The sequence below is a fragment of the Bacillus sp. PAMC28571 genome, from assembly GCF_014250435.1.
GTDB classification, from domain to species: Bacteria; Bacillota; Bacilli; order Bacillales; family Bacillaceae; genus Bacillus; species Bacillus safensis.
This window is the reverse complement of record NZ_CP060191.1, coordinates 530,519-553,548: the sequence shown is the minus strand read 5'-3', so window position 1 is coordinate 553,548 and position 23,030 is coordinate 530,519. Positions and strand designations below refer to the sequence as shown.

Sequence of the window (23,030 nt, the reverse complement as noted above, 5' to 3'; positions counted from 1 at the left end):
ATTCAGTTTTATGGAAGAAAAAAGATAACGATAAATCCGAATATGACAATCACTGATAATAATCCTAAAGCCATTGCCATCATGTTTGATTCCTTTGTAAAGCCTTTTAATTCATGAGCTTCCGTCGACCGGTCAATTTTTCTAAAGCGAAAAAGCATGCTTATATTGTTAATGGCTAGAGCCATAACAAATAAGAAAATGAGAAACTTAGGTTCTATATGAAAAAATGGATCTTGCATCGTTTGAAAACTAAATGATTGGAAGAACATTAGCCCGCTCAATATCAATTTCCAAATATTTTCCACTTTTTGTTCTTTCTCCCACTCTTTTCCCAATTTCTCTTTTTCATAAATGGCTACCTGCTCAAAAATGGGAATGATAGACTTTGTTGATCCTTTTTTAATCAAGCCGTAAATACCTTGAAGGAGCATGAAGATTCCTAAACAAAGAAAGAAATATGTAAATTGAATTTCAACATTTTGAATCAAAATAAAAAAAATCAAGATCACCATGCCGAATAGTAAATTAGAGGTAACTACTTGTTTCGATCTCATCTTTTTCAGGGCAGCTTGTTCCATGCAATACTCCTCTCCGTTTTAAAGGTTCTTGTTGAGCGCTCTATCTCTATTACGGTTTTAACGAAAAAATGTTTCAATATTTTCCCTTTCTACTGTCAATTCGGCTTTTTTCGCAAATGAAAAGACGCCCATCATTCAATGAACGTCTGATCCTTCTTCATAAAATCATCACATCATATCTGAGCAGCCGATCTGTCTTTTATTTGCTTAGCTGCCATGTGTTTAAAGTCCTCAATAGACAGCTCTTTTGACGTTTTTTCTCCGTGCAGTCTAATATTCAGTGTTTTTTCTTGCCTTTCTTTATCGCCGATGACCGCGATATAAGGGATTTTTTGTATTTGTGCTTCTCTCATTTTATAGCCAAGTTTTTCATCTCGCTCATCGATTGTGGCTCTTATTCCGATACTTCTTAATTGCTGCTGCACCTCTAAGCAGTGATCAAGGTGAACAGTTGAGACAGGGATGATTTGTACTTGTACTGGTGCTAGCCATAATGGGAAAGCGCCCGCAAAATGCTCGATGAGAATACCTAGGAAACGATCTAGAGAACCAAAAATGGCACTGTGAATCACAACTGGACGAACCTTTTCATTTTTTTCGTTGATATATGTTAAATCAAATTTCTCTGGCATTTGGAAATCTAGCTGAATTGTGGCGCACTGATGGCTCCGCTGCAAGGCATCTTTAATATGAAAATCGATCTTTGGACCATAAAATGCGCCATCTCCTTCATTCAGCTGGTAGTCGACCTTTAGACGATCAAGCACATTTTTTAACGCTGTTTCGGATATATCCCAAATAGCATCATTGCCTAATGCTTTTTCTGGACGAGTGGATAGCTCGACTGAATACTCAAATCCAAATGTCCGATACACATGATCAACTAATTGGAAAATCCGTTTGATTTCAGCTTCGATTTGATCTTCTCTTAAAAAAATATGGGCATCATCTTGGCAAAATGTTCTGACCCTGAACAATCCATTTAACGCTCCGCTAAATTCATGACGATGCACCTGACCAAACTCAGCCATTCTGATCGGAAGGTCTCTGTAGGAATATAAGCTGTTTTTGAACATGAGCATGTGCCCTGGACAGTTCATCGGTTTTAAAGCAAAGCTTGTATGGTCTACTTCTGAGAAATACATATTTTCATGGTAATGATCCCAGTGCCCTGACTTTTCCCAAAGCTCTTGGTTCATCATAAACGGTGTACTCACTTCTTCATATTGCGCTTTGCCTCGCACTTCTCTTGAAAAGGCCATTAATTCATTTCTGACAATCTGACCTTTTGGTAAATAAAACGGCATACCTGGCGCTTCTTCTGAAAACATAAAGAGGGATAACTGTTTCCCTAATTTCCGGTGATCACGTTTATTTGCTTCTTCCATGAAATGAAGATACTCAGCGAGATGCTTTGGATATTGAAACGCCACACCATACACTCGCTGCAAGACATCCTGATGACTGTCTCCCCGCCAATAAGCCCCTGCAACACGTGTTAGTTTAAATGACTTTACGTACCCTGTAGAAGGTACATGCGGCCCGCGGCATAAATCTACAAATTCTCCTTGCTGATAAACCGTGATGGCTTCTTGAGAGGGTAAATCTTTTAAAATATCCAGCTTATAAGGATCATGTGCAAACAGCGCTTCAGCTTCTTTGTAAGAGACTTCCTTTCTTTGGATAGGATGATTCTCATTTATGATGTTTTTCATCTCTTTTTCAATTTCGGCTAAATCCTCTTCGCTTAATGATTGATTGAGCTTCATATCATAGTAAAATCCGTTTTCAATGACCGGTCCAATCCCCAGTGTGACATTGTTATATAACCTTTTCACGGCCTGGGCTAATACGTGGGCAGATGTATGGCGCATCACTTCAAGCCCTTCTTTCGAATCAAGTGTGACAATAGACAGCCAAACATCGCTGTATAGCTTTTTACTTAAATCAACCATTTGATCATTGACCTTACCCGCCACTGCTTTTTTTCTTAAGCTCGGACTAATATGGGAGGCAACATCTGCGACAGTCGTACCTGCGGGAAACTCCTTTATCTTTCCATCCGGAAATTGAATCTTCACCATGTTTTCTCTCATAACCGACACACCTTTCCTATTTTTTGAAATAAAAAAACACATCCATCCCGCGTAAAGGGACGAATGTGTAATCCGTGGTTCCACCCAAATTCCCATAATGCGTATTCGCTTTATGGCTCTGGTGCCGTAACGTGGCATTGACGGTATTGGATACTGCAATTTTCCCCAATACAGCTCAAAGGTGGTAAGACCGCTTTTCTGCGTTAGGAAGATTTCAGCGTGACTTCCCTCTCTGGTAACCGTAAAAGCTGCTCATGTCCTTTTCAAAGCAATGATCCTATATGAGTGTACAAAAAAACACACCCATCCCTCATAAAGGGACGAATGTGATATCCGTGGTTCCACCCAAATTCCCATAATGCGTATTCGCTTTATGGCTCTGGTGCCGTAACGTGGCGTAAACGATATTGGATACTGTGATTTCCCCAATACAGCTCAAAGGTGGTAAGACAACTTTTCTGTGTTAGGAAGATTTCAGCGTCACTTCCCTCTCTGGTAACCAGTAAAAAATTGCTCATGTCCTTTTCTTCGCTTTTAATTTCTCCATATCTTACATGATGATGATGGATTGTGTAAAGCTTTATTTTGTACAGTGATAAGAAAATTCATTCTTTAAATGTAATATTGCGCGTATTCACTTGGGCTGTATTCAATTTGAAACGCAGGAGATAAGGCTCGTTTCACTTCTTCAGTGATACGCTCTCCTTCTTGATTGAACTTCCTTTCCATGTCTACGCCATTTGGCAGCAAATCATCGGTCTCTTCGTCAAACCAGCGGCCATACTGTATGTTCCAATTCCAAATCTTTGAAAAGAGTGTATCACTCATTGGTACATCATCTCTTTCTAAATGACATTCGCAATACCCACACTGAAAAGGTTCACCGTAATCTCCTTCAATTTTCACAAAGGGATGATCCTTAAACTCTCGACAGCACACCCATTTTTTGAAGTGCTGACCAAACTCTGTCAGTTTAATTGAGTAATAACGCATGGAAGTTAGTTTACCTTTCATATCAAAAATCTCTTGATCAATTAATTTCTTGATTCGATATTCAATAAAATCATCGCCGATATACTGATCTAAATGACCAATGACTTCTCCTATTAAACGTGGAGTTACAATGTACTCGTCTTCTGGCGCGGACTGATGAAGCCGCTTAGCCATTTTCACTAAATAAGCATCAAATTCATCTTCTGGTACGCTGATCGTTTGTCCTTTTTTCCATATCCGCAGCGTATGATTTTCTTTAGCAAATGAAAGCCATTCGTTTTGTAATTTTTCTCTTTCTTCTGTTGATACTGTGTGAATATGCTCTTTACTTCTGTACAAAACCTTCAATTTTTCAGATGTGATTTCCCCGGAATGTCGAATATCCATTCTTCTTGTATTAGTATTGAACAGCTGATCAAATGCAGTCGTTGTATTGATTACAGACAATTCTATGCTTTTCTCTTTTAATAAATAGACGGCATATCGCAAACCAATTTGCTCATGTGCATTACTGCCTGTCCAGATGAGAATACGACTGCCTGCTGTTGTCTCTTTTATTTGCTGAAGCATTCTGTGCTGATCGTTGACCATGTCGTCAAAATAGCCATATTCATTTGACATCACGTTACGCAGCCACTCTATACGGTTCGCTTGTCCTTCATCTTCGTGTAAATGTAGAAGTGGTCCAATCGAATAAATATCATCAAAAGCGATGATATCATCTATTTGATCTTGCTTCATTTCACGTACTGCTTGTTTTAAACTACCGGCAGCTGCCGCCCCAAATATGATATGTATCATTATTCGTCTCCCTTTATCTTACAGTTTATTTCATCTTCACCTATTCATGGTTCTTGCGTCAATTCTATTGAGTCAATTTCATTCAAAAGTATGACAAGGAGATCAGGTATTTACAGAAGTAATAAAGCAGAAGTGCAGAGATAAGAATTTTTATAAAAAAAAGCCCACAAAATGGGCCAAGGAACTACCCGAAAGAAGTAGTTCCCACAATACAAAACTAAATTTGTATGTTCACTAGTGAAATCGTTCATGTTACCTTCCTTGCTCCATTACCTTCAAACTCTTCTGCTGAGAGATTCGGTCAAACGCCACCATCAAGATGGTCATGAGTAAAGCAAGAAGAACCGTTCCAGCGCTGATCCAGCTCAGGTGCAGTATAGATGTCCTGCTCAATACAAGCCCTCCTAACCCCGAGCCTAAAGCAAATCCGAATTGAATAAACGATGTATTGACACTTAATGCGATATCAGGAGATTTGGGTACAAGTGTGACGAGATACAGCTGCTGAGCTGGCGATGTGCTCCATGTAGCAATCATCCATATCATGATCACCGCCACCATGACCACGAGATTCCCTGACACAAATGCCAGCAACATCAGCATGATGATTTGTAGAATAATTCCGGAGAAAATCGTGAATGTTGGGCCTTTTTTATCTGCTGCAACCCCTCCAAGACTAGAGCCCAAAAAGCTGCATATTCCCGCTAGTAATAAAATGCCACTGATTTTTGTGATGCTAAGGTTTGCTGATTCTTGCAGGAATGGCGTTAAATAGGTAAATAAAGTGGAATATCCGCCTACATAAAAGAGTGTAACTGCCACTGCAAGCAAAATTCGCTTATCTTTTAATATCGATAATTGCATACCTAGCGTCACCGGTTCTTGTTCTTTCATAGAAGGGATGCGCCTATACACAACTATCAGCGGAATGAGCGTGATCAATCCAATGGCTGCAAATAATGCTTTCCATCCAATCATGCTGCTTAGAAATGTCCCGATTGGCACACCTAAAACTAAGGAACTGCTTAATCCCATTAAGATGATGCCAATGGCTGTTCCTCTTTTTTCTCGTTCGACAAGACGAGTGGCCACTGCCATTGCCACCACAATGGCCGTCCCCCCACTAATTCCTTGTAAAACCCTAGTCATCAGCACCATTTCAAACGAATGGCTGACACTTGTGATGATATTACTTAAAGTAAAAATGATCAGCATCCATGATAATATTTTTCTGCGGTCGATATTGATGGTCAGTGCAATGACAATCGGCGCGCCGATTGCTGCTGAGAGCGCTAATGATGTGACCAATAAACCAGCAGCAGATGTCGTGACCTGTAAATCATCTGCGACCATTTGAATAATGCCTGTAATGATATATTCGATCGTTCCAATTAAAAAGGCTGCTAATGCAAGTAAATAGACAACGGCTTTATTTTTCATCGTGGCTTTTCTCCTTTGGGCATTGTTTACGATTTGACTTCATTTTTTATAGGAATTTGAATTTCAATGAGTCTTCCTTCTTCATTTTCAGCCAATGGGTAATAAATCTCTCTGCCCGGCTGATCTTCTTTCACGCGGTATCCGTTATGTTCGATCCATGTCGCCAGGTCAACACAAGCAGATTGCGCAAATGGAGAATCTGAATGAAATAAGAGCGTCGCCATGGTTTCTTCAGCTGGTAACGTGCGCATCGTAATTCCCTGAGGAAGAGAGCCCCTTAACGCTTTCGCGGAATACCCAACCTCAAATTCGAACTCACTTTCTTTAGCAAGTGATTCCCTCCACAGCACGATTTGTGGCTCAGAGTTCAATTCTTGCGGATGTTTATGTAACAAATGATGAAACGTTTGAAAGAATGTTGGGATTTCGTCAACAGTTCCATGGGATTGAAAAGACATGATACATTTGCTTTCAACCGATTTGATGATGACCTCCTGCGCTTTTTCAACACACCCCTCTCGTTTGATGAGGTGCATCCGCTCCTTAATACGCGCTAATTTCTGTTGTTCTCTCTCGATCAATTGCTGAATCTCACTCTCTTTCAAGAGAAACATGCCCTGAATCTGCTCGACAGAAATATCTTCACGAAGAAGCTGACCCATTTGCTTTAACGTAAAACCTAATTCCTTGTACAGAAAAATCCGATTGACCTCAAGCAGCTGTTCAGCTGAGTAATACCGGTATCCGGATTCTTGATCGATCTGCTTAGGCTTTAATAAATCTATTTGGTCATAATACCTTAAGGTTTTGACAGGGACCTTACTTAACATAGAAAAATCACCGATTTTAAACATCCTGCATCTCCTCCGATTTGTTGATCTGATCAAAGTATAAACCTTTCAGTAAAGGGGAAAGTCAACAGAAGAATTTCATTTGCATAATCATTTGATGAAGTTGAATAAATTTTTCAAAAGCGCAAAAAGCCTAGATTTCTCTAAAATCTAGGCTTTGCCTCTTATCCTAAAATTTTTTCTAACAATCCCATCTGCTCAACAATCTTCATATCATTCATAAATCGTTCCAAACTTAATTTATTCTCTTTTTGTAAGTCTGTAGAATAACCTAAGCATATATTAAAAATACGATCTAACCTTTCACCGACTCCACTATAAAAATAATTTGTCAGAACTCCACTATTTTCACTTGCAAGAACCACAACTGTGGCCATCTCTAATACATACTCAATATCTTCTTTAGAAATCGTTCGATCCTTTTTATTAGCATTAATGAATTCATGACTATGAATAGAACGAATCCTACCTTCAAGTAAATCGAGTATAGACTTCTTATAAATGACATACACACTGTGAATATGACTTTTATCAGGACAATAGGGATCTTGTAAGATGAATTTTATACGTTCATCTTCTTTTTCAATTTTTATTGCATCAAGATCATATAATAATATTTGATCAATTTCTTCTATTTTCATAGGAGGAAAAGTATCGGCTACATTTGTTTTATTTTTCATATGATCACTCCAAAAATTGAAATAAACCGCTCACCGCTCTTACTCCAAACAATCCAATCTTTCAAGATACTTTAACATGTCTCCACTTTTAAAAGAACCCAATATGGCACCATCGCAAAACCGCTCAGCACTCACCACTCCCATGATGAAGGCAAGTATACATTGCGCATTTAAATGTGAGAGGTCCACATTCTCGATATCGTTCAATCCACCTTCAATGCCATTTTCTTTGAGGATTTCTCTGTAGCGGATAAGCTCCAGCTCTTGATGTTGTTCCGCAAAGATATAGACATCTTCGATAAAGCGTTGGACCGTTTCAGAATAATGCACAAAAGGCATCTGGATTGGGCGTTCAGCTGTTCCATCATTTTCTTGGTCGATCACCCATTCTCCGATATGGTCCTCGCGGAGCATCGGTATGTATTTTGTTAGAATCTCGAATTGACTCATTTCCATCCTCCTCTACCTCATTCATATGGTTTACTCTGATCGACACCTACGGATCAGTATATAAAAAAATCCGTGATTATCCTACCAGCTAGACACCAGTATTCAAATCACGGACAGTTTTATTCACTTCACTTTTTTACACTCTTACCATTGATACAACGGTCTCTACATGCGCCGTATGCGGAAACATATCAACTGGCTGCATGTATTCGATTTTGTAGTCTTTTGACATGTATTGAAGGTCTTTTGCTAGTGTGGATGGGTTGCAAGAGACGTAGACAAAGCGTTTTGGTTTGACTTGTTTGACGGTGTCTAAGAAGGTGCGCTCGCAGCCTGTTCTTGGCGGGTCGACGACGATGACGTCAGGACGGAAGCCTTCTTTGACCCATTTTGGCAGCCAATGTTCAGCTGTTCCTGTTACATAGGTCGCGTTTTTCATGCCGTGTTTTTTGGCATTTTTCTTGGCATCATCAATCGATTCTTTGATGACATCCATTCCTCGTACTTCTTTGGCGCCTTCTGAAAGCCACATCCCAATGGTCCCAACACCGCAATACGCATCGACAACCTTTTCTTTACCTGTCAATTTGGCCGCTTTTTTCGCTTCATCGTAAAGCTTTAGCGTCTGCTTTGGATTCAATTGGAAGAAAGCACGAGCACTCAATTCAAAGGAGACGTCTCCTAAAAATTCTTGAATGACCATATTGCCAGCTAGGTGAGATGTTTTATGGCCGAAGATAACCGACGTTTTTTCACCATTGATATTGTGCATGATAGACGTCACTTCAGGCAGTCGTTTTTGAATGGCTTCTGCGATTTCTTTTTTCTTTGGAAATTCAGGTTTTGATGTGACAAGAACGACTTGTACTTCACCTGTTTCAAAGCCGACACGCACGACAATCGAGCGTACGTCGCCTTTTCTTGTCCGTTCATTGTAGACCGACACGCCGAATTTCTCTAAAATTTTGCGGACAACGCCTGTTGTTTTGTTCGTTTTTGGATGCTGCACGATACATTCCTTGATCGGTACAAGCTTATGGGAATTTAGTCCATAAAGTCCTGCAATGATGTCTCCGCTGTGAGAACGTCCTACTTGGAACTGACTTTTGTTTCGGTAATGCCACGGATCTTCCATACCGATCGTTGGCCGAATATCAAGCTTTTCAACCGCTAGCTCTGTATGGCGCTCCATTGATTGAATGACAATATCACGCTTTTCATTTAGCTGCTGCTCATACGCCAAATGCTGAAGCTGACAGCCGCCGCACTGTTCGTATACTGGGCATGGCGGTTTGACTCGATGCTCGGAGCGCTTACGCACTTTCCTTACTGTACCTTCTGCATATTTTGCTTGGACATTCGTTGCTTCAACGACCACTTCCTCACCTGGAAGTGCACCTGGGACAAAGACCACTTGCTTTTTAAAATAACCGACCCCTTCACCATTAATGCCAAGGCGTTTAATGGTAAGCGGGAACTGCTGTCCCTTTTGCAAAAGGGCACCTTGCTGTTTTTCTTTCACTTTATTCTCTCCGTTCTATTTGAACCCTTAATAGGTTGTCTTCATTTTATTCCATCTCATTAGTATAACACGTCTTAGACAAAGAGAGAAAATGCCTTTCATTTATTTATCTGTCTCAATGCTTCTCCATAAATATAAAGAAGCGTAGCTTAAATATGGGGTCCATTCCTTGCTTAGCGCTGACATCTCTTCTTTTGTCGGTTTTTCAGGCAGGTCGAAGTGCCGTTTGATTGCATTTTGAATGCCGATATCTGCCATCGGAAAGAGATTTGGTCTTCCAAGCCCATTCATGAGCACATTTTGAACCGTCCAAGGTCCGATCCCTCTAATCGGAAGCAATCGCTCTTCCACCTCCAAATCAGATAAATCGTGTAATTCCTCTAAACAAAGTGAGCCGCTCACAATTCGTTTCGATACATCGATGACATATTCTGCTTTTCGCTGACTAAATTGAAGCTTTCTCAAATCATCTGTCTCAAGAGAGGCAATGGTTTCTGGTAAAGGATCAAACCATACACCTTCTATTTGCTCGCCGTACGTATGAACAAATCGTTTCGTGAGCTCGTAAGCAAACGAAAGATTAAGCTGCTGATGAATGATACATTTCATTAAACAATGATATAAATGAAAATCCAGCATGAGCGGCGTTCCGATATGCTGCTCAAAAATGGGCGCTAGATTGGTTTGAGAAAAATGGTCTTGAATCATGTGTAATTGATGCTCCATGCCAAATATCCGTTTCACCTCAGAAAGAAGGGGTTCCTCTGGGCCGTTTGCCCGCACCCGGAACATAGGCGCATCCTTTGTTCCAGTAGCTTGAACGATGACCACGTACGGTTTTTGCTCTAATCTGATCGGCACTTTGATTTCTCTTTGACTCAAATCGACTGCTTTTAATGGATCACTTGATAAGCGTCTAAGCACTTGATCGAAATGATACGGCGGCTCTACCGCAAGCTGTTTTTCCCACATACATGTCCTCTTCCTTTCTGCAAACATACGCAGATGTGATTGTTTCATTTTGCATGAATGATTCTCTAGATTGAATACTTTTAAACATAAAGAGTACAAGAATTTATCAGTTATATCTTCCTTATTTGTGGTCATTCTCCTTTTGGATAGATGAAAGTTTTTAGTCGAATTCAGCTAAAATTCGACAGCCTCCTACAACATTTTAGGCTCATTTTCCTTAAATTAGAAATAGAACCTCTGGGTGATATCTTCCATTCCAAAAAAATTTGTATAATTATGACATATCAAGGAGGTGAACAAAGAAATTAGCGGATTAGGCAATCATTTGTTTTATCTTGCAGGAACATATTTACCTCATTGATGACCGGCTTCACTTAGTTTCACATTTTACAAAAAAGAAGACCCAAAATTTAAAAACAAAGGAGATCCGACCAATGAAAAAAACAATTCTTTCTGTTGCCCTTGCCACTGCTGTTTCTTCGACACTGCCAGTATTCGCTGACGCTGCTGAGCCAAAAACTTCAGCACCTGTTTCTACTACACTTCAGCAAACTGTCTTAAACAAAGCTGCTGAAGGTAAAGCATCTACAACTGCAGGAAACGTTAATATTAACTTTGATGTACTTGGTATTGCAAATGCATTAATCAATGCTGCAAATGCTAACACAAACCGTGAAGGCTTTGTCAAAGGATTAATGGAGTCTGCTTTCTATGCTGCTGGCGCAAAATACAATGTCATGGTATTTAACTTAAGCCAAGGTTATGAGACTCGTTTCAACGGCGTCAAAACGTTTGCTACTGTGAAATACGGAAGTATTACGTACGGAGTCTGGGTATTCGAAAATGGATCTTTCACAAACAAAGGTGACGGCGGCTACATCAACTGGGCATTTAGAGGCTGGTTCGACCGTAATGGTGGTTTCGTCAACTTCCGTCGTCCTTAATTCTCGGTTTTATCCATCAATCATACACGCACATTGAACCGATCTCAAAAATGAGATCGGCTTTTTTTTATGAAGAAAACGTATAAGTTCACCGGTGCTGCTTCATGATATAATGCAAGTCTGGAGGGGTGCACATGCTGAGAAAACTTGCAGTGACAAAAAACGGCGACTTGATTGAACATGCAACATTGCAGCAGCTTTCAAGCCCCGATATCGCCTGGTATTGGATTGATTTTCATGCGCCAACGGAGAAGGAAGCGGCGCTTTTGAAGGAATATTTTCATTTCCATCCGCTTGCAATTGAAGATTGTTTTCATTATTTACAGCGTCCAAAACTTGATTTTTATGAAGGGTATTTGTTTTTCGTGCTGCATGCCCTTAATCAAAAAACGCTTCGTTCTGAGGAAGTCGATCTGTTTGTTGGTGAAAACTATATCGTGACCTTTCATTTGAAGGAAGCACCGTACGTTGAACGTGTGATTCGAAAGCTCAAAGGGTCTGATAAAGCGAGAAACAGCGGACCTGAGCATATAGCCTACATGCTGATTGATCAGCTTGTTGATGATTATTTCCCTATTATTTATCAAATTGAAGACAGGCTGAATGAAATTGAGGATGAAGAAGGGCATAAAACGTATGGCACGTTGATGAACGAAGTATTCGGGATTCGCTCAGATTTACTTAAACTGCGAAGAACGATTATCCCGATGAGGGACCTTTTATATCGTATTGTGAACACAAATATGATGAAAAGCGATACAAACCGCCAGGCGTATTTTAATGATATTTATGATCATCTATTAAAACTAACCGAAATTGTTGAGTCAAACCGTGATATGACAGCCGATTTACGAGACAGCTATCAGACGCTGAATTCCAACCGGATGAATGCGATCATGATGACATTGACCATTGTGTCGACCATTTTTATTCCACTGACCTTTATTGTTGGGGTGTACGGAATGAACTTTGACAACATGCCTGAATTACACTGGAAATACGGCTATTTTGGCGTGCTGATATTCATGGGTCTCCTCGTCTCGGGGATGCTTTTGTGGTTTAAACATAAAGGGTGGTTCAGGATTTTTAAATAGTGTTGACTCTTTTTCAAATCATCACTCTCTTTTTTATCGTAAAAATAGAGAGGGATAATCAAAAAGCCTGCAGGTCTTCTGCAGGCTTCTTTCTATAGCTGTGGCAGATGCCATACTTTTTCAAGCATGAGATCGTCTAGGCTTTTAAAGGAATATCCTTGTTTTTTCAGAGCGGTGATGGCATCATCCAGCGCTTCGGCATTGTCTCTTGAGACGGTATGAAGTAAGTAAATGGCGCCTGGGTGCGCCTGCTTCATCATTTGATCGTAAGCATACTGTTTTCCTTTTTGATGATGGATATGCCAGTCCACAAACGCCACTGACCAGAAAACGGTTTGGTAGCCGAGCTGTTTTGTTTCTTTTAATACCCGTTCACTGAACACACCGCGCGGCGGACGAAGATAGAGGTTATCTTGTTTTCCTGTGATTTTGTACACAGCTTCATTGACACGGTCCAGTTCTTCTTTGATTTCTTTCGTGCTCTTTGTTGTTAAATCTGGATGATGATAGGAATGGTTGCCAATGATATGACCTTCTTCTGCCATACGTTTGACAAGCCCGGGCTGGTCCTTTACAAAGTGACCTGTCACAAAAAAGGTGCCTGGTACTTGATGTTTTTTCAGCACGTCTAAGATCTTGGGTGTGTACCCATTTTCATAGCCATTGTCGAAGGTAAAATAAATCTCTTTCTTTTTCGTGTTGCCTAAATAGAACGCATCATACTTTTTTAACAGTGCCGTCAATTCTTTGCCCGCATCCGGCGGCCTGTGCTCTTTACTTTTCGCAAATCCCCAGTGGATGGGCTTATTAGACACGGCTTCCGCTTCTGAGAGAGGCATGGAAACAAAAAGCGCACATAAACAGATCAGCATGTATTTTTTCATTTACGTCACTTCCCGGTTTTTCTTCTATTGTGCAGAATAAGACCGAGACTCATACACCGATTCACCTGCCAATTTAAAGAAAAAAGCCCGCATCACGCGAGCTATTCTTCCTTCCAATCGTTTTTAAACCGTTCATATTTCGCTTCCAGGTCGTCAATCATCTGGATCAGTCTGTCTATATCCTCAACGTCTGTTGATTCGGGATCTAATGAATCAATCACATTCATAAACATATCTAATCGGTTCTTTAAATAATCAACCTGCTGCTCTTTGCTGTCTGCTGCCTTGCCCATCGATACACTCCCTTTAGCATTTGTTTATAGCTTATCTTTTTTTCCCTTGCAAATCAATTGTGTCCCCCTTGCGTATAACCGTGATGAGGCTTAAAATTAACTGTTGGCGGGTCTACGTTTGCCCGAATGAAAAGGAGATAGATACCATGAACCAAAAAACAGCACTTCGTCCGATCACACCTGCATACGACCCCTGGGAAGCCTATCTCGATGTGCAGGATTACGGAGAAATGAAGCTGACAAATATTGAATTTACGACAACAACGCTGTGTAACATGAGATGCGAGCATTGTGCGGTCGGCTATACCTTACAGCCTAAGGATCCGAATGCGCTGCCGATTGATTTGTTACTTCGCCGTTTAGATGAAGTTCCGCTTTTGCGCTCACTTAGTATTACAGGCGGAGAGCCCATGCTTTCTCTTAAATCTGTACGGGAATATGTCGTCCCTTTATTAAAGTATGCCCATGAACGCGGCGTCCGTACACAGATCAATTCAAATTTAACCCTTGATTTGGCGCGGTATGAAGAAATTATTCCATACTTAGATGTCCTTCACATTTCACATAACTGGGGCACCGTCGAAGAGTTTGCAACGGTCGGTTTTGCCATGATGGATCGAAAACCAACCTTTGAGCAGCGCGAGAAATTATTTAACCGTATGATTGAAAATAGTCAGGCACTTGTCAAAGCGGGCGTAACCGTATCCGCTGAAACCATGCTGAATAAGCGCACGCTTCCATATATCGAACACATCCACCGGCAAATCGTCGAGGAAATGAAATGCCAGCGCCACGAAGTTCACCCGATGTACCCAAGTGATTTCGCCAGCGCCCTTGAATCTTTGACGCTTCCGCAAATGCGGGATGCGATTCATCAGCTGCTTGATATTCGTGATCAAAACACATGGATGCTGTTTGGTACCCTGCCATTTTATTCATGCAGCCCAGATGAAGAAGACCAGCGTCTCCTTAACCGATTGCGTCAGGAGAAAAATGTCACGGTACGAAATGACCCTGATGGACGCTCACGGTTGAATGTGAATATTTTTGATGGGAATATTATTGTGACAGACTTTGGCGATACTCCGCCGCTTGGAAACATTGCAACTGATACATTGCAATCAGCCTATACACGCTGGATGAATACAAAATTAGCAAAAGAACTGAATTGTCATTGCCCAAGCGTGCAGTGCCTCGGTCCGAATGTTTTAGTGAAAAACAGCTATTATCAAGATGTTGATTTTACTTCTCGTACAGCCAGGGGGTAACCGATAGATGGACGATACATTTCTGACAGTGGTCAAAAACAAATACATTGAAATTCTCCTTGTTGGACTCATTCTTTGGCTTGCCGTCTTTATGATTAACAAAGCCCTTCAAATTTTCTTTAAACGAACTGAGTTTATAGAGGACAAGAAGAAGAAAACGATCGAGAGCTTGGTGAAATCGGTCACGCAGTACACCGCGTCGATTTGCTTTGTGCTCTATGTCATTTCTCTTTTCTTTCATGACTTTGGGAAAATTCTTGCGGGTGCTGGTGTTGCTGGGATCGTCATCGGTTTTGGCGCACAGACACTGATTCGTGATATTTTAGCAGGCGTTTTTCTTATCTATGAACGTCAGATTCATAAAGGGGATTATGTGACGGTGAATAACCTCTTTAATGGAACCATTGAAGAGATTGGTCTCCGCTCTCTGCAAATTAGAGAATGGAGCGGCAAGCTGTTAACCATTTCTAACGGGGATATCCGTCAAATCCAAAACTATAACATGCACTACATGCGGATTACGGAATCTGTGTTAATTAGCGCGAATCAAAACCCAGATATCGCCTTCCAAGCACTTGAATCAGCATGTGACAATTTAAATCAAATGCATCATGATTTTCTTAAAAAAGATGAATTCCAAAACGCCATTGAACCCTTTCAGGTTCATGGAATTATGGGCTTGAATAAGCTGAATCGCGGGATTGAAATCACAGTAAAGGGAATGGTCGAAGACGAAAAATACTTCGAAGCCGCCCTCGCTGTGCGAAAAGAAATGATCAAACAACTTCATCAGCATGATGTCAAATTGCTTGAGGATCTCGCTTACCCTCAGCCGGCAAAATAACCTCATTTATGATGGGGTTATTTTTTTATATACAAGTTACCGGGCTGACTCGGGCTTGCAAGAAACTTGGAACAATTAAACATTCGCTAACAATTCTTTTCATTTCAGCCCTCTTACTTCTATCCCCTTGACTGATTCATGTATAATAGATAGCAGAATGATTTCATGCAGCATGGGGACCCTCATACTGTGTATTTTCTAAGTGAAAGAGAGTGAATAAGATGGGTCGTAAGTGGAACAACATTAAAGAAAAGAAAGCATCAAAGGATGCCAGTACAAGTCGTATTTACGCAAAATTTGGGCGTGAAATCTATGTGGCTGCCAAACAAGGTGAGCCAAACCCAGAATCAAACCAAGCACTTCGTTTTGTCCTAGAACGTGCAAAAACATATAGTGTTCCAAAACACATTGTGGACCGTGCCATTGAAAAAGCCAAAGGCGGCGCAGAAGAGAACTTCGATGAGCTGCGCTACGAAGGATTTGGTCCAAACGGATCAATGGTCATCGTTGATGCCCTCACCAATAACGTGAACCGTACAGCTTCAGATGTTCGAGCAGCATTTGGGAAAAACGGTGGAAACATGGGCGTAAGCGGCTCTGTTGCCTACATGTTCGACGAAACAGCTGTCATCGGTGTCGAAGGAAAAAGTGAAGAAGAAACGCTTGAGCTTTTAATGGAAGCAGACGTTGATGTACGTGACATCATGGAAGAAGATGAAACGGTGATCGTGTACGCTGAACCAGATCAATTCCATCAAGTACAAGAAGCATTCAAACAAGCCGGCGTAGAAGAATTCACTGTCGCTGAAATCACAATGCTCCCTCAAAACGAAGTGACATTAGATGATGAATCGAAAGCACAATTTGAAAAGCTGATCGATGTATTAGAAGAGCTTGAAGACGTGCAGCAGGTTTATCATAATGTGGATTTAGGGGAATAAAAAACTTAAGCCATAGTAGTCGTTGAGTTCATTCAACTTCTACTATGGCTTTTTTTATTTTCTCAAAAAATGTAATATATGTATAATATGTTAATATATACAATTTTCAAGGAGATGAGTTTCATTTTTAAAACATGGTGGTTTTCTTATTATGGATTTATGATCATCCCTTATTTTGGCCTATGTCTTATTTTCAACAACTTACCGATATTGACTAAAGTTATCTTCTTTCTTTTTATCATTTGGTATTTATATAACGCCTTTGACTTTTACAAGAATGAACTAAAAAGAAAAAAAGAGAAAACCTCTTAGAAAAAAACAGTCATCTCCTCTATTGATAAGAGGAGATGACTGTTTTAATTCATCCCTTGAAACCCAAACGTCAAGTGATCCTGAACAGGTATCCAAGCGCCGATTCCTTGTGAGGTTACGTTTTTCACGACGAGTTTTCGTTTATTTCCTTTTAGCACAAGGTACACTTCTCCGTATGTGACCTTTCCTTTTTCGTTAATCGCTGGTGCATAGGCATGTAGCGCTGCAGCTTTTTTCGGTGAGACGTGGTATGACTGATCTCGTTTTGTTCCTGCACCAATCACAGTATCAAAAGCGAGGGGCAGCTTTGTTTTTTGAATCGCTTTTTGCATCATCAATGTTTTCACATCTTCTGGGTTCGGCACTTTTGCGGTGAGGCCGCCGCTTACTTTTACTTGCTGCTTTTGAACGTATTTGCCAATGGCTGTTTTGTTGCCGCCTCTGTTATCAATGTGGTTCGTATTCACTTTTTTGTATTCCCAGTTGGCGACCGTTTCATTTGAATCGTAGCTCAGCGCCCATCTCCCAAGGAAAATGGTCGCACGGTATCCAACAGCTAATGGCGTTCCTGAAATGCTGGATTCATTCAGCATTTTAATCAAATGAGTATTCTCAATCGGTACACTTGTTGTTTTGAACAATTCAGCAGTCAGCTCGCTCGGCTGGAGCAGCGGCTGATCCTGTGACGCGTTCGGATACGTATTCTCCTTCGAGATACTGGCGACAGAGGATGGCACTTTAAATGGCTTTGCCGCCTCCGCTGGAAAGCTGTATAGAAAACTTAAGGATAAGAGAACAACAAACATGATGCGGGGCATCTTTTTCATATCATCACTCTTTCTCATTCATTTTTCCATAGTATTTTCCGCAAAGACGTCCCTTATCCACAAAAGATTATAAAAGGAAAAATCCAATCGCCATAATAAAATAGGCAGCGAGTAATGTGGCGCCTTCAAACCAGTTTGTATCACCATCATTTGATAAAATGACCGTGAGCAGCACAGAGGATGCCATCGCAATGAGTTCTGGCAAAGAGAAAATGAGCGGCATCTGCTTGTCGAAAAATAACGAGCTGATGACAAGGATTGGCGCGACCATCATGGCAACCTGAAGTGTGGAGCCAAAGGCAATTTCCACTGCCACATCCATTTTGTTTTTATATGCCATGATGACAGCCGAGGCATGTTCTGCTGCGTTACCGACAATGGCTACAATAATGACACCGATAAACAGCTCACTCCAGCCAAACTGTTCTCCTACCGTATCAAATGTATGAACAAGGCGCTCTGAAATGTACGCAACTGCAATCGTCGAAAGCAGCAAAATCACGGTGGCAAACTTCCCAGACCATTCAGGTGTTTCTTCTTCTGTCTCTACTTCACCTTCCACGCTCTCCTGCTTGGCAACATAGACACCGCGGTGGCTGACCAGTTTGAAATAAAGCGCCGCAACATAAAGCAAAATCATGACAATGCTGATCCCAATGCTTAAAACAAACTGTTTATTCTCTGCCATCTCCACCGAAAACACTTCTGGAACGACAAACGCTACAATGATGGCAAACATGAGCAATCCGGAGTTGTGCCTTGCATCATGGACATTGAACACTTGGCGCTTATATTTTAATCCACCAACGAAAAAAGACAGCCCAGCCACAAGCAGTAAATTTCCGATGACCGACCCTGTTAATGAAGCAAGTACGATGGCCGTCAGTCCTTGCTTTAAGGCAAAAAACGATATGATTAATTCCACTGCATTTCCGAATGTGGCGTTTAAAAGTCCGCCAATTCTAGGTCCCGCAATGATGGCAAGACTTTCTGTGGCTCTTCCCATAAAACTAGCAAGACCAATAATGGCGATACAATAAACGGCAAACATGATGACCTGCGGGAAATGAAGAAAACTGCCAATCACCGATAGCGGAACACCGATTGCGACAATTACAAGAAACAAACGATTCATACAGCCATTCTCCTTTACATATGTCTGACTGTTATTCTTTCGTGAGTGCCGGCATCATATACATTTTAGATTCGCGCGAGTGAGAAGGTGATATCAATACTTCCTTTCACTGACTGCACCATAGAGCAATGCTTCAATGCAAGGGTGATCACTTTATCGATTTGTTCATCAGATGTCTTGATGTCTTCAAATAAGATATGTAAATGAATGCAGGAAATTTTGTTTACAGCTCCTGCCCTTGTCGTTTCAGGTGTGATCGTCAGCCCTTCATAGGATATTCGCTTTTTACGGCATACATGAATAAGCATTTCTCCAAAGCAGCCTGCAATGGCTGAGGTGAACAATTGAGATGGGCGGAACCCCGTTTCTTCTTTTCCTGAAATAGGCAGCTGCCTGTCCTCAATATGTGCGATCCAATGATCCTTTTTGTATGTCAGCGTCATTCCTTTTCCACCTTTCTATTGAAACCCCTATGGTTCCATTGTACGATGAAAGCATGAACTTGTAAGGAGCATCTTATGTCGAGAATTCACTTTATGATTTTAATTTTACTTGTATCCGTATCTGGTTTTTCACAAGGGGCATTACTTCCTGTCATTTCCATTATCTTTGAACATGCCGGTACTTCTCCTACGTTAAACGGACTGCATGCCACAGGCTTATATCTCGGTGTGCTGCTTGCGTCTCCTTTTATGGAAGCACCGCTTCGCCGGTTTGGATTTAAGCCATTAATCGTCATTGGAGGCGCCGCTGTCTTTTTAAGCTTATTTAGCTTTGTGTTTTTTGAATCTTATGTCGTCTGGTTCTTCCTTCGGCTCATGATCGGGATTGGTGACCATATGCTGCATTTCTCTACACAGACGTGGGTGACCTATGCTTCATCATCAAGAAATCGCGGACGAAATATTTCATTGTATGGATTATCATTTGGACTCGGTTTTGCCGCCGGCCCCTTTTTTAACGCCGCTCATTGAGATCAATCCAGCCTTGCCTTTTATTGTTTCTGGTGCCGTTAGTTTATGTATTTGGCTGCTTGTGTTTGTTTTAAAAAATACATATCCAGATACAGGCGAAGTGCAAACGTCAGAGCAGACAAACAGTTTAAAGCGCTTTAAAAAGGCCTTTCAATTTGGCTGGGTCGCCTTTATGATGCCATTTTGCTATGGCTTTTTAGAAACGACGCTTAATAGTAACTTCCCTGTGTATGCACTCAGAAGCGGTGTGACAGTAGATGCGGTTGCATTTATTTTACCTGCATTTGCCATAGGGAGCATTGTCTTTCAGCTTCCTCTTGGGATGCTCAGTGACCGGTTTGGCAGGCGCCGCATCATTTTATGTGTGACACTCGCTGGATCATTCTTTTTCCTTTTGGCAGGGATTTTCATTCAATCCGTTTTGGCTGTAGCCATCTGTTTCTTTATTGCCGGAATGGCTGTAGGCTCTACCTTCTCACTTGGCATCAGTTATATGACCGACTTATTGCCAAAGCATCTGCTTCCAGCCGGGAATTTGATGTGCGGAATGGCGTTTAGTGCAGGCAGTATTCTCGGGCCGGTACTCGGAGGATTCTTTGTGCAAACGTTTGAAGGAATGAATTTACTTTACCTTGTCAGCATCGTGATATTATTTGTGTTTTGCTGCGTTCGATTTGGGAGAACGCAGGCAGTGCTGGAAAGTCACTAAAATGGGGGATCAATCGTTGTTTACATATCACATCACAAATGAATTGACTTTGGCATCTCTACAATTAGATGATGCGGACTCACTATTTAGCCTTATTCAAAAGAATAAGGCCCATTTAGGGGAGTGGCTGCCTTGGGTTCATCAATGCCAAAGCGTAGAAGCTGTCAAAACGTTTATTCAATCAACTCAAACCATCTACAATGAACAAAAAGGGTTGGAAGCTGGCATTCAGCTGAACGAGCAATTAATCGGTGTATTCCGTCTGACAATTAATCAACAATTAGGCAATATCGGTTATTGGATTGATGAAGACGCGCAAGGACAGGGCATTGTGACAACCATCGTCAAATCTATGACAGAAACCTTTGCTCCTAAAGTCGATGGATTTGAAATTTTTTGTCCTGCTGGCCATGTCAGAAGTGAACGTGTAGCGATAAACGCAGGGTTTCAGCATGATCCTCACTACCAGTCAAAATCAGATACAGCTTTTATCCTTAAACGATATATACGATTGTCGAAATAAAAACTCCCCTGCACCTATGCAGAGGAGTTTTTTCATTTAATGATAACCATTTTGCCCGTTTGCACTGCCGCTTGTTTTGTGCTTTGGCTGATGGCCTTTGTTTTGTTTCGTGTTGCTTCCGCCTTTTTTCGATTGTTTGGACATATGTGATTCCCCCATCCATCAAGATTGAACATGTTCGTTCTTCTTTAGGATGCCCGGATTTCTTCACACCTTGCCTGGTACGATTTTACGCTTATGTAAAAGCGCATTGAGCTCGCCGCCAAGGATAATCATGATACCGGTTAAATAGAACCAGATCATTAAAATAATGATTCCCCCAATACTTCCGTACATCGCACTGTAATTCGCAAACTCGCCTACGTAAAATGAGAACAGCATACTCACCAAAATCCATCCAATTGAGGCAAAAATGGCGCCTGGCAGAACAAATTTCAATTTCAGTCTAATGTTTGGGGCGAAATAATACAAGGCTGTAAACACAATCAATAAAATCAGCGGGCTAATGATCCACCTCATGGCCGTCCAAATGGTGAGAAAGGCATCTGACTGCCCGACTAATTCAGCGAGAAATAAGCCAAGTTCTTTTCCAAAGACAGGCAGCATTAAGGCAAAAATAATCGTGAGAACCATTGCTATGGTTAAGATGATTGATGTTAAACGTACGAGAATGAAGGAACGATTTTCCTCAACTTCGTAAGCATGGTTAAATGCTCTGACGACGGCATTAATCCCGTTAGATGCAGACCAAAGGGCGGCAATAATCCCGAATGACAGCAATCCGCCGTTACGGCTGTTCAGTGTCTCTTCGGCAATGGATTCAATCATCGAAAGCGCTCCTTCTGGCGCATAACCAGAGATGACGCTTAGGACATCCTTCGACGTCAGCGGCAAATATCCAACGAGTGTCAGCACGAAGATGAGAAACGGAAATAATGAAAGCAAAAAGAAGTAAGCAAGCTCAGCAGATTTTGCCGGTCCTTCATGCAGCAAAAAGCGTTCAATTAACGCTTTAATAAAACCCATACGCCTCATCTCCAATGATCAATCTTTCTATTTCGATCGAAAGTGATCCTTTGTTTCTTCAATAATCTCTAATACTTTTGGGGTTGTTTCCTTTAACTGATTGACTTGTTCATTTAAAAATGACAAATCATCTGAGACTGTTCGCATCAGCTGCTTCGTTTCTTCCATTTTTTCTTTCATACAAGCAGAAATTCTGGCTGGCTCCTGACGGTATTCCGCCAGCTTTTCCTGACAGTCATCCCATTTGTCTTTGAGCGCGATTCTCGTTGGCCGATGAAATAATGTCAGCAGTGCGCCGCAAGCTGCTCCTATCACAGCTCCTCGAAGCATGATTTGATTTTTTTCTTCCATCTCGTCTGATCTCCTTTCAGTTAAAGGTGTTTCTCTTTTTTTACATACGTCAAAAAACGATCAATTCCTGTTTCAATTAAATCATGTACTTCCTCAAAGTTTCCAGTGTAATAAGGGTCTGGCACATCATCTCGATCGTCGTCTTCAACAAAGTCAAGAAGACGGCCAATAAAGTGATGTTTCCCATAGCCGGCTATACTGCGAAGTGCCCCTACATTTTCAGCATCCATCGCAATGATATAGTCGTATGCTGTGATGTCCTCATCTATGATTTGTCTTGCGGACATCCCTTCATAGCTGATCCCTTTTTCATCAAGCAGCTTTCGTGTTCCTTCATGCGGAGGACTGCCTTGATGCCAGCCGCCAATGCCTGCTGAATCAATGACAAAGTGCTCGCTTAGCCCCTCATCTTCTACTCGTTTTCTAAACATGGCCTCTGCCATCGGTGACCTGCAAATATTGCCAAGACATACGAATAATACATGAATCATCCTTCATTCTCCTCCTATCTTTTCCCTAAGA

General features: G+C 41.2%; 23 protein-coding genes, 1 pseudogene and 1 other annotated feature. Of the genes and pseudogenes, 7 read left to right on the top strand and 17 right to left on the bottom strand.

The features are described 5' to 3' along the window. Nucleotides 1-8: 8 nt before the first annotated feature. The 9 genes from H7F25_RS02370 to H7F25_RS02330 form a co-directional block, all read right to left on the bottom strand. Complete coding sequence (locus H7F25_RS02370) at nucleotides 9-578, bottom strand: hypothetical protein (RefSeq protein WP_185854183.1); 570 nt, start codon at nucleotides 576-578, stop codon at nucleotides 9-11. A gap of 173 nt (nucleotides 579-751) precedes the next feature. Further along, complete coding sequence (thrS, locus tag H7F25_RS02365) at nucleotides 752-2,674, bottom strand: threonine--tRNA ligase (RefSeq protein WP_185854182.1); 1,923 nt, start codon at nucleotides 2,672-2,674, stop codon at nucleotides 752-754. A gap of 313 nt (nucleotides 2,675-2,987) precedes the next feature. Beyond that, nucleotides 2,988-3,212: a binding site (T-box leader), on the bottom strand. A 74-nt stretch (nucleotides 3,213-3,286) separates the two neighbouring features. Further along, a complete protein-coding gene (locus H7F25_RS02360) occupies nucleotides 3,287-4,468 on the bottom strand; it encodes a DUF1835 domain-containing protein (protein WP_151040218.1) in 1,182 nt (393 codons plus the stop codon). 252 nt (nucleotides 4,469-4,720) lie between these two features. Then, the gene (locus H7F25_RS02355; RefSeq protein ID WP_185854181.1) at nucleotides 4,721-5,908 is read right to left on the bottom strand and encodes an MFS transporter; all 1,188 of its coding nucleotides are present in this window, start codon (nucleotides 5,906-5,908) and stop codon (nucleotides 4,721-4,723) included. Between the two features lie 26 nt (nucleotides 5,909-5,934). After that, nucleotides 5,935-6,762 (bottom strand): MerR family transcriptional regulator, encoded by an 828-nt coding sequence (locus tag H7F25_RS02350; protein WP_122632140.1) that lies wholly within the window; start codon nucleotides 6,760-6,762, stop codon nucleotides 5,935-5,937. Between the two features lie 161 nt (nucleotides 6,763-6,923). Then, the gene (locus H7F25_RS02345) at nucleotides 6,924-7,439 is read right to left on the bottom strand and encodes a hypothetical protein (RefSeq protein ID WP_044334679.1); all 516 of its coding nucleotides are present in this window, start codon (nucleotides 7,437-7,439) and stop codon (nucleotides 6,924-6,926) included. A 39-nt stretch (nucleotides 7,440-7,478) separates the two neighbouring features. After that, nucleotides 7,479-7,889: a DUF6508 domain-containing protein gene (locus tag H7F25_RS02340; RefSeq protein WP_044334677.1), complete on the bottom strand. Its 411-nt coding sequence runs from the start codon at nucleotides 7,887-7,889 to the stop codon at nucleotides 7,479-7,481. A 136-nt stretch (nucleotides 7,890-8,025) separates the two neighbouring features. Continuing rightward, nucleotides 8,026-9,411 carry a 23S rRNA (uracil(1939)-C(5))-methyltransferase RlmD gene (gene rlmD / locus H7F25_RS02335; protein ID WP_172880518.1) on the bottom strand — a complete coding sequence of 462 codons (1,386 nt, stop codon included), beginning with the start codon at nucleotides 9,409-9,411 and terminating at the stop codon, nucleotides 8,026-8,028. A 102-nt stretch (nucleotides 9,412-9,513) separates the two neighbouring features. After that, the gene (locus H7F25_RS02330; protein ID WP_122631774.1) at nucleotides 9,514-10,383 is read right to left on the bottom strand and encodes a DNA-3-methyladenine glycosylase family protein; all 870 of its coding nucleotides are present in this window, start codon (nucleotides 10,381-10,383) and stop codon (nucleotides 9,514-9,516) included. A gap of 434 nt (nucleotides 10,384-10,817) precedes the next feature. Here H7F25_RS02330 and H7F25_RS02325 point away from each other — a divergent pair, with 434 nt between their 5' ends. Continuing rightward, nucleotides 10,818-11,327, top strand: coding sequence for a hypothetical protein (locus tag H7F25_RS02325; RefSeq protein ID WP_024425256.1), 510 nt, complete (start codon nucleotides 10,818-10,820; stop codon nucleotides 11,325-11,327). 134 nt (nucleotides 11,328-11,461) lie between these two features. Beyond that, the gene (gene corA, locus H7F25_RS02320; RefSeq protein WP_025093503.1) at nucleotides 11,462-12,421 is read left to right on the top strand and encodes a magnesium/cobalt transporter CorA; all 960 of its coding nucleotides are present in this window, start codon (nucleotides 11,462-11,464) and stop codon (nucleotides 12,419-12,421) included. Between the two features lie 92 nt (nucleotides 12,422-12,513). Here the strand turns inward: corA and pdaA are convergent, their stop codons facing one another. Together pdaA and H7F25_RS02310 are read right to left on the bottom strand one after the other, a co-directional pair. Next, complete coding sequence (pdaA, locus tag H7F25_RS02315; protein ID WP_024425259.1) at nucleotides 12,514-13,305, bottom strand: delta-lactam-biosynthetic de-N-acetylase; 792 nt, start codon at nucleotides 13,303-13,305, stop codon at nucleotides 12,514-12,516. Between the two features lie 101 nt (nucleotides 13,306-13,406). Then, nucleotides 13,407-13,598 carry an SE1561 family protein gene (locus tag H7F25_RS02310; protein WP_012009274.1) on the bottom strand — a complete coding sequence of 64 codons (192 nt, stop codon included), beginning with the start codon at nucleotides 13,596-13,598 and terminating at the stop codon, nucleotides 13,407-13,409. A 146-nt stretch (nucleotides 13,599-13,744) separates the two neighbouring features. On the opposite strand from H7F25_RS02310, the gene yfkAB reads away from it, so the two are divergent. From yfkAB to H7F25_RS02295, 3 genes are all read left to right on the top strand, one after another. Further along, on the top strand, nucleotides 13,745-14,866 hold the full coding sequence (gene yfkAB / locus H7F25_RS02305) for a radical SAM/CxCxxxxC motif protein YfkAB (protein ID WP_024425260.1): 1,122 nt from the start codon (nucleotides 13,745-13,747) through the stop codon (nucleotides 14,864-14,866). Between the two features lie 7 nt (nucleotides 14,867-14,873). Continuing rightward, nucleotides 14,874-15,710: a mechanosensitive ion channel family protein gene (locus H7F25_RS02300; RefSeq protein ID WP_041116197.1), complete on the top strand. Its 837-nt coding sequence runs from the start codon at nucleotides 14,874-14,876 to the stop codon at nucleotides 15,708-15,710. A 221-nt stretch (nucleotides 15,711-15,931) separates the two neighbouring features. Beyond that, nucleotides 15,932-16,651, top strand: a complete 720-nt coding sequence (locus H7F25_RS02295) for a YebC/PmpR family DNA-binding transcriptional regulator (RefSeq protein ID WP_024425262.1) — start codon at nucleotides 15,932-15,934, stop codon at nucleotides 16,649-16,651. A 356-nt stretch (nucleotides 16,652-17,007) separates the two neighbouring features. Here H7F25_RS02295 and H7F25_RS02290 read toward each other — a convergent pair whose 3' ends face one another. From H7F25_RS02290 to H7F25_RS02280, 3 genes are all read right to left on the bottom strand, one after another. Continuing rightward, entirely contained in the window at nucleotides 17,008-17,790 is a 783-nt protein-coding gene (locus tag H7F25_RS02290; RefSeq protein WP_087977868.1) for a YfkD famly protein, read from the bottom strand. A 67-nt stretch (nucleotides 17,791-17,857) separates the two neighbouring features. Continuing rightward, nucleotides 17,858-18,925 (bottom strand): calcium/proton exchanger, encoded by a 1,068-nt coding sequence (gene cax / locus H7F25_RS02285; protein ID WP_103132806.1) that lies wholly within the window; start codon nucleotides 18,923-18,925, stop codon nucleotides 17,858-17,860. A gap of 65 nt (nucleotides 18,926-18,990) precedes the next feature. Continuing rightward, entirely contained in the window at nucleotides 18,991-19,368 is a 378-nt protein-coding gene (locus tag H7F25_RS02280) for an OsmC family protein (RefSeq protein WP_103132805.1), read from the bottom strand. Nucleotides 19,369-19,443: 75 nt separating this feature from the next. Here H7F25_RS02280 and H7F25_RS02275 point away from each other — a divergent pair. After that, nucleotides 19,444-20,608, top strand: a pseudogene (locus tag H7F25_RS02275) (MFS transporter). Nucleotides 20,609-20,624: 16 nt separating this feature from the next. Further along, nucleotides 20,625-21,131: a GNAT family N-acetyltransferase gene (locus H7F25_RS02270; RefSeq protein ID WP_073204300.1), complete on the top strand. Its 507-nt coding sequence runs from the start codon at nucleotides 20,625-20,627 to the stop codon at nucleotides 21,129-21,131. A gap of 207 nt (nucleotides 21,132-21,338) precedes the next feature. Here the strand turns inward: H7F25_RS02270 and H7F25_RS02265 are convergent, their stop codons facing one another. Genes H7F25_RS02265 through H7F25_RS02255 form a run of 3 tightly spaced genes read right to left on the bottom strand, consistent with a single transcriptional unit; the run spans nucleotide 21,339 to nucleotide 22,999 of the window. After that, the gene (locus H7F25_RS02265; protein WP_024425272.1) at nucleotides 21,339-22,157 is read right to left on the bottom strand and encodes a YihY/virulence factor BrkB family protein; all 819 of its coding nucleotides are present in this window, start codon (nucleotides 22,155-22,157) and stop codon (nucleotides 21,339-21,341) included. Nucleotides 22,158-22,184: 27 nt separating this feature from the next. Next, nucleotides 22,185-22,508, bottom strand: coding sequence for a YtxH domain-containing protein (locus H7F25_RS02260; protein WP_041106306.1), 324 nt, complete (start codon nucleotides 22,506-22,508; stop codon nucleotides 22,185-22,187). 20 nt (nucleotides 22,509-22,528) lie between these two features. Further along, nucleotides 22,529-22,999, bottom strand: coding sequence for a low molecular weight protein-tyrosine-phosphatase (locus tag H7F25_RS02255; RefSeq protein WP_024425850.1), 471 nt, complete (start codon nucleotides 22,997-22,999; stop codon nucleotides 22,529-22,531). Nucleotides 23,000-23,030: the final 31 nt, after the last annotated feature.

What these genes read in the sequence shown, in the direction of transcription:
- H7F25_RS02370 (WP_185854183.1), bottom strand. Translation starts at nt 578, where the DNA reads ATGGAACAAGCTGCCCTGAAAAAGATGAGATCGAAACAAGTAGTTACC.
- thrS (WP_185854182.1), bottom strand. Translation starts at nt 2,674, where the DNA reads ATGAGAGAAAACATGGTGAAGATTCAATTTCCGGATGGAAAGATAAAG.
- H7F25_RS02360 (WP_151040218.1), bottom strand. Translation starts at nt 4,468, where the DNA reads ATGATACATATCATATTTGGGGCGGCAGCTGCCGGTAGTTTAAAACAA.
- H7F25_RS02355 (WP_185854181.1), bottom strand. Translation starts at nt 5,908, where the DNA reads ATGAAAAATAAAGCCGTTGTCTATTTACTTGCATTAGCAGCCTTTTTA.
- H7F25_RS02350 (WP_122632140.1), bottom strand. Translation starts at nt 6,762, where the DNA reads ATGTTTAAAATCGGTGATTTTTCTATGTTAAGTAAGGTCCCTGTCAAA.
- H7F25_RS02345 (WP_044334679.1), bottom strand. Translation starts at nt 7,439, where the DNA reads ATGAAAAATAAAACAAATGTAGCCGATACTTTTCCTCCTATGAAAATA.
- H7F25_RS02340 (WP_044334677.1), bottom strand. Translation starts at nt 7,889, where the DNA reads ATGAGTCAATTCGAGATTCTAACAAAATACATACCGATGCTCCGCGAG.
- H7F25_RS02330 (WP_122631774.1), bottom strand. Translation starts at nt 10,383, where the DNA reads ATGTGGGAAAAACAGCTTGCGGTAGAGCCGCCGTATCATTTCGATCAA.
- H7F25_RS02325 (WP_024425256.1), top strand. Translation starts at nt 10,818, where the DNA reads ATGAAAAAAACAATTCTTTCTGTTGCCCTTGCCACTGCTGTTTCTTCG.
- corA (WP_025093503.1), top strand. Translation starts at nt 11,462, where the DNA reads ATGCTGAGAAAACTTGCAGTGACAAAAAACGGCGACTTGATTGAACAT.
- pdaA (WP_024425259.1), bottom strand. Translation starts at nt 13,305, where the DNA reads ATGAAAAAATACATGCTGATCTGTTTATGTGCGCTTTTTGTTTCCATG.
- H7F25_RS02310 (WP_012009274.1), bottom strand. Translation starts at nt 13,598, where the DNA reads ATGGGCAAGGCAGCAGACAGCAAAGAGCAGCAGGTTGATTATTTAAAG.
- yfkAB (WP_024425260.1), top strand. Translation starts at nt 13,745, where the DNA reads ATGAACCAAAAAACAGCACTTCGTCCGATCACACCTGCATACGACCCC.
- H7F25_RS02300 (WP_041116197.1), top strand. Translation starts at nt 14,874, where the DNA reads ATGGACGATACATTTCTGACAGTGGTCAAAAACAAATACATTGAAATT.
- H7F25_RS02295 (WP_024425262.1), top strand. Translation starts at nt 15,932, where the DNA reads ATGGGTCGTAAGTGGAACAACATTAAAGAAAAGAAAGCATCAAAGGAT.
- H7F25_RS02290 (WP_087977868.1), bottom strand. Translation starts at nt 17,790, where the DNA reads ATGAAAAAGATGCCCCGCATCATGTTTGTTGTTCTCTTATCCTTAAGT.
- cax (WP_103132806.1), bottom strand. Translation starts at nt 18,925, where the DNA reads ATGAATCGTTTGTTTCTTGTAATTGTCGCAATCGGTGTTCCGCTATCG.
- H7F25_RS02280 (WP_103132805.1), bottom strand. Translation starts at nt 19,368, where the DNA reads ATGACGCTGACATACAAAAAGGATCATTGGATCGCACATATTGAGGAC.
- H7F25_RS02265 (WP_024425272.1), bottom strand. Translation starts at nt 22,157, where the DNA reads ATGGGTTTTATTAAAGCGTTAATTGAACGCTTTTTGCTGCATGAAGGA.
- H7F25_RS02260 (WP_041106306.1), bottom strand. Translation starts at nt 22,508, where the DNA reads ATGGAAGAAAAAAATCAAATCATGCTTCGAGGAGCTGTGATAGGAGCA.
- H7F25_RS02255 (WP_024425850.1), bottom strand. Translation starts at nt 22,999, where the DNA reads ATGATTCATGTATTATTCGTATGTCTTGGCAATATTTGCAGGTCACCG.